This window comes from Pseudomonas sp. zfem003, assembly GCF_032621675.1.
Classification (GTDB): domain Bacteria; phylum Pseudomonadota; class Gammaproteobacteria; order Pseudomonadales; family Pseudomonadaceae; genus Metapseudomonas; species Metapseudomonas otitidis.
The window spans coordinates 1-15396 of record NZ_JAVYJG010000006.1; the positions used below are offsets into that span (position 1 = coordinate 1).

General features: G+C 49.8%; 14 protein-coding genes. All 14 read right to left on the minus strand.

Features of this window, described 5'->3' with window-relative positions:
- Positions 1–251 precede the first annotated feature (251 nt).
- Complete coding sequence (locus RTK35_RS14040) at positions 252–728, minus strand: hypothetical protein (protein WP_316908260.1); 477 nt, start codon at positions 726–728, stop codon at positions 252–254.
- A 271-nt stretch (positions 729–999) separates the two neighbouring features.
- Positions 1000–2970: a nucleoside-diphosphate sugar epimerase/dehydratase gene (locus RTK35_RS14045; RefSeq protein ID WP_316908261.1), complete on the minus strand. Its 1971-nt coding sequence runs from the start codon at positions 2968–2970 to the stop codon at positions 1000–1002.
- Positions 2971–3372: 402 nt separating this feature from the next.
- Positions 3373–4848 (minus strand): aminotransferase class I/II-fold pyridoxal phosphate-dependent enzyme, encoded by a 1476-nt coding sequence (locus RTK35_RS14050; RefSeq protein ID WP_316908262.1) that lies wholly within the window; start codon positions 4846–4848, stop codon positions 3373–3375.
- Positions 4848–5459 (minus strand): acetyltransferase, encoded by a 612-nt coding sequence (locus RTK35_RS14055; protein ID WP_316908263.1) that lies wholly within the window; start codon positions 5457–5459, stop codon positions 4848–4850. The genes RTK35_RS14050 and RTK35_RS14055 overlap by 1 nt, the downstream gene beginning before the upstream one ends.
- Positions 5449–6576: a UDP-N-acetylglucosamine 2-epimerase gene (gene neuC, locus RTK35_RS14060; RefSeq protein WP_316908264.1), complete on the minus strand. Its 1128-nt coding sequence runs from the start codon at positions 6574–6576 to the stop codon at positions 5449–5451. Before neuC ends, RTK35_RS14055 begins: the two co-directional genes overlap by 11 nt.
- The gene (neuB, locus tag RTK35_RS14065; protein ID WP_316908265.1) at positions 6576–7610 is read right to left on the minus strand and encodes an N-acetylneuraminate synthase; all 1035 of its coding nucleotides are present in this window, start codon (positions 7608–7610) and stop codon (positions 6576–6578) included. The genes neuC and neuB overlap by 1 nt, the downstream gene beginning before the upstream one ends.
- A gap of 2 nt (positions 7611–7612) precedes the next feature.
- Positions 7613–8401: an SDR family oxidoreductase gene (locus RTK35_RS14070; protein ID WP_316908266.1), complete on the minus strand. Its 789-nt coding sequence runs from the start codon at positions 8399–8401 to the stop codon at positions 7613–7615.
- Entirely contained in the window at positions 8394–9095 is a 702-nt protein-coding gene (locus RTK35_RS14075) for an acylneuraminate cytidylyltransferase family protein (protein WP_316908267.1), read from the minus strand. The genes RTK35_RS14070 and RTK35_RS14075 overlap by 8 nt, the downstream gene beginning before the upstream one ends.
- Entirely contained in the window at positions 9092–10081 is a 990-nt protein-coding gene (locus tag RTK35_RS14080) for a Gfo/Idh/MocA family oxidoreductase (RefSeq protein WP_316908268.1), read from the minus strand. The genes RTK35_RS14075 and RTK35_RS14080 overlap by 4 nt, the downstream gene beginning before the upstream one ends.
- A gap of 70 nt (positions 10082–10151) precedes the next feature.
- The gene (gene hisH, locus RTK35_RS14085) at positions 10152–10799 is read right to left on the minus strand and encodes an imidazole glycerol phosphate synthase subunit HisH (protein WP_316908269.1); all 648 of its coding nucleotides are present in this window, start codon (positions 10797–10799) and stop codon (positions 10152–10154) included.
- A complete protein-coding gene (locus RTK35_RS14090) occupies positions 10789–11562 on the minus strand; it encodes an imidazole glycerol phosphate synthase cyclase subunit (RefSeq protein ID WP_316908270.1) in 774 nt (257 codons plus the stop codon). Before RTK35_RS14090 ends, hisH begins: the two co-directional genes overlap by 11 nt.
- A gap of 16 nt (positions 11563–11578) precedes the next feature.
- The gene (locus RTK35_RS14095; protein WP_265167938.1) at positions 11579–12907 is read right to left on the minus strand and encodes an N-acetyl sugar amidotransferase; all 1329 of its coding nucleotides are present in this window, start codon (positions 12905–12907) and stop codon (positions 11579–11581) included.
- A gap of 230 nt (positions 12908–13137) precedes the next feature.
- Positions 13138–14379 carry a CDP-glycerol glycerophosphotransferase family protein gene (locus tag RTK35_RS14100; protein WP_316908271.1) on the minus strand — a complete coding sequence of 414 codons (1242 nt, stop codon included), beginning with the start codon at positions 14377–14379 and terminating at the stop codon, positions 13138–13140.
- Positions 14360–15364, minus strand: coding sequence for a hypothetical protein (locus RTK35_RS14105; RefSeq protein ID WP_316908272.1), 1005 nt, complete (start codon positions 15362–15364; stop codon positions 14360–14362). Before RTK35_RS14105 ends, RTK35_RS14100 begins: the two co-directional genes overlap by 20 nt.
- Positions 15365–15396 lie beyond the last annotated feature (32 nt).

The window sequence follows — 15396 nt, forward strand, 5'->3', positions numbered from 1 at the left end:
GATCAGGAACAGCTCCTTGCGGGTCTGCTTGCGCTTACCGGCGTACTCGGCGTCGGCGAAGGTCATCTGCTTCATCGGAGAACTTAGGCAACGGGATCGGTGTATTTCACCAGATTCGGGAAGTCTTCTTCAGACTTTCCCTAGCTTTTCTTGAAAAATTGAAAATCAAGAAAGCAAGCCATCACAACTAAAAATTTTCCCCGCCAAACTGATCCAAATCAAAAAACTCAATAAATATCGAAAAAACACCTCTAAAATCTTTGAAAAAACGCCGCCAAGGCATCAACGGCGTCATAGCCACCATCTAAATACCCTTCTAAATAGATAGCGAACTCGACAGTTCCACGACGCCTTATTTCCCGCCCCACATCAACAGTAACCTGTCCGTCAACAATGGGCAGATAGACACTGGAAAAAGTTACACGCCGGCGCTCTTCCTGCCAGTCGATACCTCCACCCCAAGCCTCACAATGAATAAAGTGGTTATTACCGGGAGTTCTGGCAAAAATCTGCGCATAGTTCATTCCACCACTAGCCGCATCGATAGGTATATAGGCCTTCATCTTGACCAATACTAATACATGAGTCGCCGTAGAAGGAATTTTCGAAGAGTCTACTTTATAGACATACCTAACTTGGCTAGCGCTCTCCGCAGCAGGCGAATTCGAAAGAACCGGCTCAAGCTCATCGTACGCGATAGGTTCTCCAGCACTACCAGTCATAATCATAGAGTCATGCTTAGCCGGAACTCCTGGAAACAAAAATAATCGGCCGTTTCTAGACTCACTCAAAGAGTAACAACCCAGAAGAAAAAACAAGGAAAGCCAAAAATACTTCAATCCGCCCCCTTAAAAGAATGCGAACTCTTCATTAGCGCGATTTGCGCCATACCCAGCGCATCAAAAAAAATTAAGAGATGACAGCTGCTACTCGCATGATATTAAAAAATTAAACCGAAAGCCTAGACCCCAAAGGAATAGCCTAATTCCTAAAATAAACTCAGTTCGATGTACGCTTCGAGTGCATCCAGTCGACTATTTCACCCTCTGGAGCATAACCAGAAACTGCCTCACGCAGCAACTGACGCACGCGATCATAATCATCCTGCTCGACCGCATCGATCAGATTTATAATGACCTCCTTGAAAGCTTCCCACGGTAGATACTCTTCATTAGCTCGCATAATCATCGGGTGATCAGTAGGACTTACGTTATCACCGATCAAGAGCTCCTCATAAAGCTTCTCACCAGGGCGCAAGCCTGTGAACTCAATTGAGATGTCTCCATGGGGATTAGTCTCGGAGCAAACACTTAGCCCCGTTAAATGAATCATCTTCTCGGCTAACTCGGCAATCTTCACAGGCTGCCCCATATCTAGAACGAATACATCACCACCCTGCCCCATTGAGCCGGCTTGAATCACCAATTGTGCGGCCTCGGGAATGGTCATGAAGTACCGGGTTATATTCGGATGAGTGACCGTCACAGGCCCTCCCTTACGAATCTGATCGTAAAAGCGTGGAATCACCGAGCCCGAAGAACCCAGCACATTGCCAAAGCGCACCATAGTGAAGCGTGTCTTGTTCTCTTGATGTAGCTGCTCTTCATAACCGAACAATACCGGAGCAGATTCTTGACTCAGCGCCTGCAAGACCATTTCAGCTAATCGCTTTGTGCTACCCATGACATTTGTAGGGCGCACCGCCTTGTCAGTGGAGATCAGCACGAAGTGCTCAACCCCGGCGCGCAGTGCTGCCTGAGCCGTATACAATGACCCCAGCACATTATTCATGACTCCTTCGGCAATATTGTGCTCAACCATCGGCACATGCTTATAAGCTGCCGCATGATAAACGGTGTTAACCGCCCATACTCGCATCAGCTCGTATAGACGATCCTGATTACGAACTGAACCGAGAACTGGGAACAACCGCACGCTGAGAGATTCCCTGCGAATACGTTGCTCCAATTCCGTATGAATACTGTAGAGATTAAATTCGCTGTGCTCGAACAACAGTAATATCTTTGCGTCGGTAGAAAGAATCTGCCGGCACAACTCCGAGCCAATGGAACCACCCGCCCCCGTCACCATGACCACTTGGCCTCGAATGCAACGTTCAAACAACTCCTGTTGTGGTGGCACTGCGTCGCGCCCAAGAAGATCGGCGATGTCTACTTCCTGAACATCCTCTACCTTTACACGACCGCTCGCCAAGTCCATGAAGCCCGGCACAGTTCTAACATGCAGCGGATACTGCTCCAATGTTTCCAGTACTTGCCGTCTGCGAGTGCGACTTGCAGATGGCACCGCCAAAAGAATTTCTACCGCACCTGTTTCGTCAATCATCTGCTGAATGTGAGCAGGTGAGTATACGCGAAGACCTGCTATTACACGATTACAGATATTGTGATCGTCATCAATGAAAGCAACAGGCCGCATGGCACGCCCCATGCGGAGGGCTGCAGCTAATTGATTTCCAGCAGCTCCTGCGCCATAGATTGCAACTCGAGAAAGTCGGCTATCAAATCCGCCGAATCTGGACGGCTGCTCGGGCGAGAACCAGTTGCCCAAGAAATAGTGACGCATGCATAGCCGCAAACCACCAACCAACATGATGCTTAACCACCAATAATTCAGCACCATGGAGCGGGGAATCATTGCGGGAGCATCTCGATACCAATACACCGCAAGCGCCAAGATCAAGGCAGATAGACTCACCGCCTTGACAATCGCGAGAAGCGCGTCATTCCCGAGGTAGCGTGTGACTACTCGGTACATACCAAAACGAATGAACAACGGTATGGATACCAATGGCGCAGCCAAGAACAGCCATAAGTGCCCGCTGAATGGAAATATATTGTCCACGTCACCGAGGCGTATCACGAATGCCAACCACAAGGCGACCCACAGCAACACAACATCCATGAAGATCTGGATTGATCGTTTGTAGCGACGCGGTAAGCGCAACATGCGCTCTCTGAGTTTGTCAGCTAGTCTCAACACAAAAAAGACACCATACCTTTCAAAAAGCGTGGTTCTGCGCTAGCAGCACCAAGCAAAGCCCTACAGCTGAAGTGATCTCATCAACCGCAACGCATACGTTTTCATACCATCGTACCGCCCGCAACCGACAACGAATCATCTGTCCGCTCTTGGAAAGTGACTGCTCTCGCCAGACACGTGCACTTTCGTGCATAACGCAACCCTGTGGCTTGAAGCTACGCAGACTTCAACCTAACCACATGATTTGTTGTTGGGGAAGGGCGGAAGCAGACAACCAAGATGACGCGCCACCAACCAGCCACCCTCCACTTCCTACAGGCAGAACCAGTATCACTCAAAAGAGAAACACAGCCCTCTCTCGTCACCTCATCAAAACTCCGCAACAATCTTCTTAGCGGTGTCTATTACACGATCCTGCTCCCGCTCTGTCATATTGGATCCAGAGGGCAGGCAGACGCCATGAGCGAATATATGATCGCTGACGGAATACTTCTCATCATGAGGAAAATAGGCACACCCTTCGAAAAGTGGCTGTAGGTGCAACGGTTTCCATATCCTTCGTGCCTCAATGCGGTGGTCCGCCAGTCGCTCAATAAAGCGTTGAACATCAACACGGCTATCAGAATCAAACATGCCGCAACTAAGCCAACGTGTCGAGCGACCAAAAGAGGCCTCAGGCATCCACTGAAAGCTCTCCCCACCAATGCCACTGTCGCGATATCGTTCGAACACCGCGCGTCGCTGGCCAACTCGCTCCTCAAGAACGCGCAGCTGTCCACGACCTATACCGGCCAAGACATTACTCATACGGTAATTGAAACCGACGCTCGTGTGCTGATACCACGGCGCCGAATCCCTCGCTTGCGTCGCAAAAAAGCGAGCTCTCTCAATCAAGGCTCGATCATCCGACACCAACATCCCCCCCCCGGAGGTAGTGATGATCTTGTTGCCATTGAACGAGTAGACACCAAGCTTGCCGAAAGTACCACTGGCTCGGCCCTTGTAACTGGCACCTAGTGACTCAGCAGCATCCTCAATCAATGGGACATCGAATTTTTCACAAATCGTAACGATAGGATCGAGATCCGAGCTCTGCCCATATAAATTAACAACAATCACAGCCTTCGGAAGACATCCATCACGAGCAGCCTGCTCAAGGCCACGCTGCAACGCCGCAGGCGACATATTCCATGTCTCGAGCTCGGAGTCGATGAATACCGGGACAGCTTTTTGATAGAGAATAGGATTGGCACTGGCAACAAAAGTCAGACTGGAACAGAACACTCTATCCCCTTCCTTTACCCCCAGAAGGATGAGTGCAAGATGGATAGCGGCAGTCCCCGAACTCAACGCCGCCGCATGACCAACGCCAACCTTCTCAGCCAGCTCTCGCTCGAAAGCGTCTACGTTGGGACCAAGAGGAGCAATCCAGTTAGTATCGAAAGCCTGGTTGATAAAGGAGAGTTCCTGATCCCCCATATGCGGCGTCGACAAAAGAATAGGCGACTCAAGGTCACGAGCACGCAGCAGGTCTATTGGGCGCCCAGAGTCATCAAGCACGGGGATATGGTTAACGTCATTTTGCTTCATCAGATCGAGAGCCAACTCTCGGTCCGTCCCATCTTGCACCGTAATCGGCGTCTTCTCTGGAAGCTCGAAATGCACCTCCTCCAATGCGGTACCAGCCAGCAACAAGCGACGAAGATCACCATCGGTAATGGTCCGAACCAAGCGGCCACTTCCATCTACCAATAGCAGGATTTCTGCACCGCCCTGATCCATGCGAGCAAGCAGCTCCCTCAAAGAAAGCCCTTGGTGAATAATGACGCGCTGTAACTCAATCATCACAAAGAAATCCTAGCAGGAACACCAACCAAAACAGCGCCTGCAGGTGCGTTGCGTGTAACCACCGCCCCGGCACCAACACGCACGCCATCTCCAATGCAGATACCAGGCAAGATTACCGCCCCACTGCCTATGAGAACTTCATTGCCAAGCGTAACGCCCCCACCCAATGTTGAATTTGGAGCGATATGGCAACATTCACCAACCCTGCAATCATGATCAACTATTGCGCCATGATTGATAATTGTAGATCGACCAACAATTGCATCTGGCCCAATAACAGCATACGCAGCAACGAAACAGCCATCGGCGACTTGGGCGCTTACTGCAACGCTTGAGTGGGGATGTATAACAGTAAACCAACCTAGGACTTGGTTATCAAACGTCGCCAGCAGTCGTCGCCGAGTTAAATTCTCCCCAATGGCTAAATGACCGTAGAACGAAGAGCCAGTCAGAACAGGCTGCAACTCAATTGCATGACCGAGCAGTATCTCACCCACTCGAGAAGAATTATTATCGAACAAACGGACAGTACGCCCGTTCCGAACACAAGCATCCAGCACGACTTTGCCATGCCCGCCGGCTCCAAGAATAAAGTACTCAGTATGCATTGCACTTGAGCAACAAGTCGCGATTCAGGGGAAGTCTTTCGAGCAGTTCAGTAATACGCAAACCGGCAGCGCCATCCCCATAAACATTTCTTACGGCAATCCTCCCTTTGGCCAAGACTTGGACCAGCGCGCATTGTATTGCGATTACATCGACCTCGACATCCACCACGTTATCACTTCGCTCCCGCCCTAGTTGACGATTACCTACATTTACCACTGGTGTATGAAAGCTGGCTGCCTCGATGATACCGCTGCTGGAGTTCCCCACCATTACGTCAACAACCGACATCCAACGACAGAAGTCGTCTCGCTGCAAATGATTAACCACTCGCACACCGATAGCTGGATCTGCTAAGACCGCGCGAATAGCTTCCCCACCAGCATCCGCGTTGGGCATCAGCACCAATGCCTGAAGGCCGTCCACCCGCCGAATGCCTTCGAGCAACGTTCGCATCTGCCGATCAGCAAGCTCTGCGTGCTGCACTACCGGGTGAAAGATAACCAACGCAATAGGGCGCAAGGGATCAAACCCATACCCCAGCGCCATCTCATCACGCACAGGTGGCTGAATATCAACAAGACCGTCGAGCCCGGGCGCCCCTGTAACGAAAATATTCTCCTCTCGCTCCCCCATCCGAACCAGTCGCTCACGCGCATCAACTGTCGCAGTGAAGTGGTAGTGTGCGAGCTTAGATATAGCGTGGCGTATAGGCTCATCGACAGTACCCGAGCGCTCTCCTCCATGAATATGAACAATTGGGATATTCAGATGAAGTGCGGCAATTGCTCCCGCCAGCATCTCACCTCGGTCGCCCAGCAGCATAACCACATCGGGTCTCCACTGCTCGAACGCCTCGACCATCCCAAGGATCTCCACGCCAATGGCCTTTGCCATGGTGGAACCGCTATCGGAACGAAGCTCTACAGGCACACGGGCAACTATCGAAATACCGCAGGACTCGACTTCGCGGATAGTATCTCCGTACTGCGAGTCCAGATGCATACCCGTCACCAGGATTCCAAGCTCCAAGCCTGGACGGCCATGAATCATGAGCAAGGAAGAACGCATGAGACCAAAGTCAGCACGAGTTCCAGTGACATATAAGATACGGCGCATTAGCTTAGCATTTCCCATTGGAGAGTCGTTCCGCTAACCATGGACTCACCAAGGGTTTGACCTATTACCTGATCCAGGGCAGCAGGCGGGATTCCGTTACCTGGGCGTAACAGGCATAAATCCTGAGCACTCAAAGTCTCCCCAGCCTTAACATCGCGCGCCAATGAAACGCTGCGTCGCACCAATGCTCGAACAGGTAGTTCAGATGCTGCTGGGGCTTTGATGCTGGAACCTAAAGCCTGCTCGGCCACACGAATCTGCACCACCAACTGTGCAAACTCATTAGGATCAAGCGAAGCTTGATGGTCTGGGCCAGGCAGCGATTTATCCAATGTAAAATGCTTCTCGATTACCGTAGCGCCAAGCGCTACCGCTGCGGTTGAAACCGCCAACCCTAGCGTATGGTCCGAGTAACCGACCGGCAGACCAGTTGCCTCGGCGATCGTATTCATTGCCCGAAGGTTCACATCCCGCGCAAGCGCTGGATAATTGGAGGTGCAATGCAGAACGCACAAGACACTGGACAGCGCCTCCGTCAGGCCAGCACTCGTCCGAGCTTCTGCAATCACCGCTACAGCTTCCAAAACTTCATCAAGAGATGCCATTCCAGTTGAAAGAATCAGGGGAACGTTCTTTTTTGCCAAAAAGCGTAGAAAGGGCAAATTGGTTATTTCGCCAGAAGGTATCTTGATTCGCCGCATGCCGGAAGCGAGTAAGAAATCAGCAGCCTCTTCATCAAAAGGGGTCGACATGAATTCGATCCCGAGCTCCGAGCAACGCAAGATTAAAGCATCGTGTAACTCTGGAGACATCTCCAACTGCTTGAGCATGTCAAACTGGTCACCTTCACCCGTAGCGCTCTTTTGATAAGCCGCTTTCTCTGCGCCACGTCGAACAAGCTTTTCAGCAGTAAAAGTTTGAAATTTTACCGCATCAGCACCGCAGCGGGCAGCGGTCTCAACAAGCTTAATAGCCAGCTCTGGCGAACCATTATGATTGACACCAGCCTCAGCGATAACGAAAGTACTGCTCATGCTCACCAGACCGTTAAGCCGCCGTCAACCACTATATTTTGCCCTGTTACATATCCAGCCGCATCTGACAGCAGATAAATAAGAGCACCAACCAAATCATCTGCTTGTCCCATACAGCCGAATGGAACCCGCTGGGAATAACGATCAACGAACACTTGATTCTGGCCGCTTTGAATGCCGCCAGGTGTAAGCGCATTGACGCGAACGTGGCGACTCCCCCAGTAGGAGGATAAATAACTGGTCAGCCCCCATAACCCCGCCTTGCTCGCACTATAGACCGCAGGGGTATTGATCGCTCGCCCGAGATACTCAGAGCCTTCGTATATTCGCTGATCAGGCGCAACAATACCGTATATAGAAAGAACATTGACGATACTGCCATAGCCCTGGAGCGCCATGCGGCCTCCAAACTCCTGACAGCAAACGAACGCCCCCTGTAGATTAACGGACATGACATGATCCCAATCCTCCAGCGGGAAAGTCTCAAACGGCTCGAAGAAATTCTCACTTTTAGTCGCAGCATTATTGAGCAGCCCATCTATACGACCAAACTGCTCAAATACCGCATCATGGACCAAGCGCAGCGCTTCTCTGTCTCTAATATCAACGCAGTAAGTAGTCAGGCGCATCGACAGTTGCCGCTTCGTAAGCTCTGTCAATGCTTGACTATTGGAGTCAAGCCCAATCACCTGGGCGCCATACTCAATTAACGCATCGCAAAATCTGCTACCAAGTATGCCTGCCGCACCGGTTACGACAATAACTTTCCCTTCAAGGGAGAATCTATCCATTATTCACCTCCGCATCACGTGCAGACAGAAGCATCTCGACTATCTTGAAATCCAGCGGACTATCAATATCGATTGATCGCTCCCTCGGCATCACATGAAGCTTAAGCGCTCCATTCCAAAGCCCCTTGGCGAGCGTCTCACGATGCCAAACATAAATAGAGGCATTCATCGAATAAACTGAAGGTGCTAGCTGACGAGCAACGACTCCACCCGTGGTATCGCAAACCAGCCCTAAAAGCCCTGATTCTTTGTACTCTACCATATTGAAATATGGATTCTTCTCTGACTCGAATGCTGTTATGACCGCGTCGGTTTTATTATCCAACAGGCTTATGCAAGCCTCGATATCAGAAATAAGCCTTAAAGGAGAAGTAGGATCAAGGTCAACAATGCGATCAAAAGGCCCTACATTTTCGAGAACCCAATCGCATAAATGCTGAATTACAGGAATTTTAGCGGCGGTACTTGTCGCCAACTCGGCTGGACGGAGAAACGGGACAATTGCCCCATAAGCACGGGCTACTTCGGCGATTTCAGGGCAGTCTGTTGACACATAAACAGATTCGATTTGGTGTACCGATAGCGCCTGCTCAATGGTGTAAGCGATAAGCGGCTTGCCTTTGAGAAGTGCAATATTCTTTCTCGGCACGCCCACAGAGCCGCCTCGAGCACAAATGGTAGCGATAGTTCTCATACGCCATACCGTGATAAACGAGTTGAATTAGAGCTAAAAATCAGCTCCAAGGCTGAAATACCATCTTCAATACCTTGCGATGTCACAGCTTGCTCATCGATTGCCCGCAGAAGCTCGGACATCGCTGCTACATAGGTCTGAGAAATATCGAATGCATCTGGCCCCAGCGCTTCTGCAGTGGATCCCTTATCCGTTGTCACGCGAAGCGTTCGACTGGGCAAGTCCCACTCAGCGGTGCCTTGGTCGCCAACGATTCGATAACGCCTAAATGGTGAGCGACTTACATAATTGACATGTACAGAGACGAGCGCACCCAAGCGAGACTTCATCAAAAAAGAAGCTGAGTCTTCAACATCGATCTCAAGCGCTGAAGCTTTCGCGAAAATGGCTTGTATGTCGTACAACTCACCCAGTATCCAGCGCGCAGAATCAAGCTCATGAATAAGGTCTAGAGCAACTCCGCCACCTAAATTTCTTCTCGCACTGTAAGAGGTCCTGTAGTCAATGTCGGGCCGCCAGTCTGGCAGCCATTGTCCAGCCTCGAAGCTAGCGTGAACAATGCTCCCTAAGTCACCACTCTCAACCAGTTTCCTTAGCGCTTGTAGAGAAGGCAGAAATCGAAGATTACAACCGACGATGTTCGGCGGCAGTATTTCATGCTCATCAATGCAACTCTTGAGTGCGTCCAAGTCTTCAGCCGAAGACACAACAGGCTTTTCAGCGTAAAAAGGAATGCCTTCTCCGATAGCGACCTCCAATAACGGCAGGTGCAAAGCACTGGGATTGGCGATTACCATCAACTGAGGTCGCTTACTAATGGCTTCAGTCAGGCTAGAAGACACTGTAAAAAAAACGCCCTCTTCAACCAGGTTCGATCTCGGGGGTCGCTCTCGCAAAACATCGAAGCGCACGTCTGGACGAAGCGCTTGGATGGTTCGCATATGCCTTCTGCCAATTGATCCGGTACCGATTACTAAAACTCGCATTCGCTGGATCCTGAAAAGCCACCATCTTCGCGGCGTCGTTTATGCAGACAACAAAGGGACCAGATTTCCCCTAGCCTAAGAATTTCTTAATCAATTCAAGTCCGGCAGTACCACTGCGCTCCGGATGAAATTGAGTTGCAAAAATGTTATTGCGACGAACCGCCGCGCATATCCGATGCCCACCGTACATGCACTCGGCCAGCTTATCTTCATCGCGGTCGGGGTGGGCGGAGTATGAATGCACGAAATAAAATGCAGGCTGTTCATTCTCCCACCCATCCAGAGGCGTTCCTGCCCATGAAGGCTGGGAATGCGGAACCACAAGATGACTCCAGCCAATATGAGGTACACGCTGCGCATCACCCTCAACTGTCTTGGCCGGCACCGCTTTTACTTGGCCTGGAAGTATCCCCAGGCCATTGTGGTCACCAAATTCCTCACTCCCATCGAAAAGCATCTGCATTCCAACGCAGATGCCGAATAGTGGTCTCTCGGTTTCCGAGAATCGGCGAATGGCTTCATCGAGCCCGCGCTCCGCGAGCTCTCTAATTACATCTGCAAAAGCCCCAACACCTGGCACTACGAGACGATCCGCAGAAAAAACGTCTTTAGGATCCTCAATAATGCGAACAGTCGCGCCGCAATATTCGAATGCCCTGGCGACATTCAGTAAATTCGCCATACCGTAGTCAAGTAACGTGATATTTCTATTTACCAAAGGTCACCTTCCTAACAGGCAAATCAGCCGCTAGTGCCGCACTACGAATGTCATCAATAGTCAGTCGGTTATAATGCAATACATCAGCCATTGCGATGGCATCTGCCTTACCTAACTTGGCCGCATCCACCATATGCTCGACTTTACCCATACCACCGCTAGCGATAACAGGTACCGAAACCGCTTCACTTATCTGGCGAATCAAGTCAATGTCAAATCCTTTCCGAGTACCCTCTCGGTCCACTGAGGTGACGAGCACCTCACCAGCACCTAACTCGACACCTCTTACAGCCCACTCGACAACATCCAGCCCTGTGCGCTCCCTACCATTATCTGTATAGGCTTCCCACTTACCTAGCGCTTGCTCTTTTGCCTCGATAGACAAAACCATCGCCTGAGAGCCAAAACGCCTTGAAACCTCACGAATCAGCTCCGGTCTCAATACTGCGGCCGTATTTATGGCAACTTTATCCGCCCCAGAACGCAAGATGTGCCTCGCATCATCAATACTGCGTATCCCACCCGCCACGGTAATAGGGACAAATACCCTATCAGCAGCACGGCGAATGATATCGCTTAGATTATTTCGACCATAGAGGCTCGCAACGATGTCAACATAAAGCAACTCATCAGCGCCCGCCTCGGCATAGCGGACTGCATATTCCTGAGGGTCACCAACAACACGCAACCCCTCAAGGTGAATGCCCTTGATGAGATTGGGCCCCTTGATATCTAAGCGCGGTATTAATCGCAAATTGCTCATTTAAAAGTCCAGCCCATTACTTCTTGTGCTGTTCGTGCCATACCGCATGGCGCAGCTTCCACTCACCATTGTCCCACGCCCAAAGATGTGGACTGCGGAAAGTGTCAGCCAAGGTAGTGAAGTATTCGCGCGACATAATAGGCTCTTCAAACATCTGGCTAGCACGAGGAAACTCTTCAGGCGTGATACTCAGGTAGCGGAAAATCTCCTCAGCAAACCGCTCCGGAAACTCGTGATCAAACCGTTTTACAAGCGCTGCCCCTTCCTCGCGAGTGATGTCGCCCGATCGAATTTCCTGCGCAGCATCGTAACTGGCTCGACCCAGGCCAAATTTCACGCCTGTCGTGTAGTAGTGGAAGTCATCAATCCTGTCATCAATGCTATTGTACTTACTGTAAGTGCCTGGCGTTCTTTCTGGTGAAGCCTCAAAACCGCCATGCTCAACGGCATAGTAATAGCAACTCTGCGGATGCCATTTCAAGTAATAGCCCAGATAATGGACTTCGACCTTCTGCTCTTCAATCTGGTGCGGATCAGCGGGCAGATAAGGCAGCAAGTCTTGCTGCTCTACATCGAAGAATTTCTTTAAATCAGGTACAGACACGCCACCTAGACTGACCTTCGACTGATCGTCGGAAGTAAAATATGACCAATCTCGTTTGGCAGATTCAGTATCCCCAATTGGGTTACCATATTCAGCTTCGTTTTCACCAAAAAAAACCAATGGTATTTTATGCAGAAGCGCCATTTTGGGCGCAAGTGCCTTTTGCCCAAACATAAAAGCTTGGAAAGGATGAAATAGATTATCTACCGCGAGGCGAGTTAATAGGCGATGAACTCGACCATTGGGTGTCATCAGGAGGTTGTCATGACCTGCATGAATCCAACTTTGGAAATTACGCCACCCCCACTCTGTGTATACGTGTGGTGCCCACGTCACAGTTAGCGGGTGCATACCATACTTGGTTCTCAATATATGGGATGCGTAAAAGCTATCTTTACCACCAGAGCCGGGAACAATACAGTCGTAGCTACCGTCCTTACTACGGTGCTGGTCGCACAACTCACGCAACTGACGCTCGCGATCATCCCAGTTGATACTGGCATGCTTCCTCTCCGCGAACCGGCAGGCATCACACACGCCGTGCTCATCAAAGTGAATGGTCTTCTTTTTGGTTGCCTTAGTGTGGGAGTATTCAACTGCCGAGTTTGGTCGCTGATTGGAAATGACACAGCGCACGCAATATTGCACTTCGCTAGGCAAGCCATATTTAGCTTCGGAAGTATCTGCCGAAACTGAAAATGCAGCCTTATCAATTTTCGAAGGGTACGGAATTTTGTTCATAAGAAACCACTATCCATCAATAAATATTTTAACGCTCTATCAGCTAGTCAACACACTACAACTAACCAATACCCGTATCATCAGCACTTTACCTTTAATTGCCATGAGGCAATAAAATAAGGTGCCCTTTAAACTGAAGCCTTCCAGTATCAGCGCGACACTTGGCCTTCAGCATATTACAAGATTTATTCAGGAAACGCATCGCGCGGCACCCATGCAGACCCTGAAGCTCACACTCCACCTTCCAGCAGCTCCAGAATCACCGCCTCCACTCTCGCAGCAGCACCTCCGTCAAAAAGGTGAGGCCGCTGAAGCTCAAGAGGACGGTCGAGAACGTCGCGAATTTCCCCCCCCAGATCTCTATGAGTCTCTACCGCTCTGGCTACGCCAAGCTCTGCAAGCGGTAAATCGTGAGAAAAAATAGAATCCATGCACTGGATGACTGGCAGGCCTAGGTAAGCTGCCTCCAGCCCGACAGTCGAGCTTGCGGTGACAATACAGTCCGCAGCGCAGAGCAAATGGTCCAGCGCCTCAGATGAATCACTGTAATGAACACGATCTGCCACAATTGCCGGGGGGCGAGACTCACTGGGATGCAAGCGCATGATCAGGTGCACATCAGGATCATCGCCAAATGCCTCAAAGAGGTATTTTTCGACATTAACAGGATAGTTTTCGTCACCAAGGACGCCAGAAAAAGGATGCCGACTTGGCTCTGGCTGCGAGATCCATACAACTAGCGATTGAGATTCCTCAATGCCTAATCGATGACGGAACATACGCCTACACTGAGAGCGGTCAATGTGAGCCAATCGATCAAATGCAGGATTACCCGTGACACTGATTCGAGACAAATGCAAACCCGCTCTCTCGAAGCGCTCGCAAACCTGCTGGTTCAGGACGCAGACCTTACTTGCGTAGCGATCTGACGCGCACCATTCAATTTCATAGTATGCATACAGATCGACCAAGCAAACGGAGGGAATACCCAGTTCGCGTGCAGCCTCGAGTGCCGCACGCTCTGACCTTGGAGAGTTGGTAGAAACGACCAGACGTGGCCGTTCCTTTTTAAAAAGTTCAATAAAGAAATCAGTGGGTAGAAATATCTGCCTGCCAGAGAGGGCGTACATTTCTTTGGCCTTTACCAAGCCGTAATCTCTCGCCAGCGCATGAAATCCCACACCGAGATAGGCGGCTGTATCCCGGAGGCTAACAACAGGATGGGAAGCATGAGCCATGGCCAGTATTGAGCCGACAAGGGGAGCACGCCTGTAGGTTCTAACCCGTCCAATGAGAGCACTAAAGTCTAGCGTACTGACTTCCGCGCGCTCCATAGCATGCTTTGCTGTTGTCAACCCAAGAACTGCTAGATCCATATTCCGAATTTCGAGTCGCTTTATTACAGGTAGCAACGCAGCGGAATGCCCGCCTCCATAGCATACAAATAGAATCTTATCCTGAATGCTGCTCATACCTCTCCTTGTACCATTTCCGAGTTAACAGGTAATGTCCCTCGTTAATAGAAAGTGGGACCTGGCAGACAAACATAAATATAGGAACAATCAATGCAACAACACCTAGCCCTTCAAGAAAGAAAACGGGAAGACTCGCAAAGAACAAAAAACCATACCCTCTTAATTTTGGAACACATAGAGACGACAGCACAATCAAAAGGACAGCAAATAAAAGCACAAGATATATTCCACCTCTAATGTAGTCACCTTCATAGAACGAGGTAAAAATAGTACTCCTAGTCAGTACCCCTAACAGCCCACTCCCTTCTATCGGAACGGTTGGTTGATAGCCAGCACTGGCTGATACGAACCCAACAATTTTATCCTGCAATGAAACCATAAAGGAGACGAGCAGACTTACAAGAAATACACCCAAGCGCCAGTTCCACACCGAAAACCTAAAAGCGTAAACACACACAACCAAGACACCTATCAATACAGATGCAGAGCTCAAATTTAAAAACACAAAAGAAAATATTAGATAAATCGTCCGTCGAGCACAGAGAAAATACAAAAAAACATAGCCAACAGACAATGCAACAAATACCGCACGATAACTAATCAATACCATCAAAATAGGCAGCAAGATAGAAAAGTATGAAAATCTCGCGCAGACAAAGAGCCGCATAATGGGAATAAAAAAAAGCGCAACACCGAAAGACACCAGCGCCGCTCCACCTATATAATTCAAGAAATCAAAATAATAAAACAAACTGGATCTTATCAAGTGTATCCAGATAAGCGGGGGCTGATCGAAAAGATCGCCGCCAAACTCAAGAATCTCGCGCACATAGAGAACTTGCGAAGTGTATCCATCAATCCCTCCCCCCGCACTTACCACTGGCAAAAAGCCTTTACCACTTAGGGAGACTTTAACCCAACATAAGAAGAGAGAAAAACAAAATAGAATTTTGAAAAAAAAATTATTGACTGACTCTTGCATCTTTCTCTCTTTTAATCTAGCGAGCAATGGCA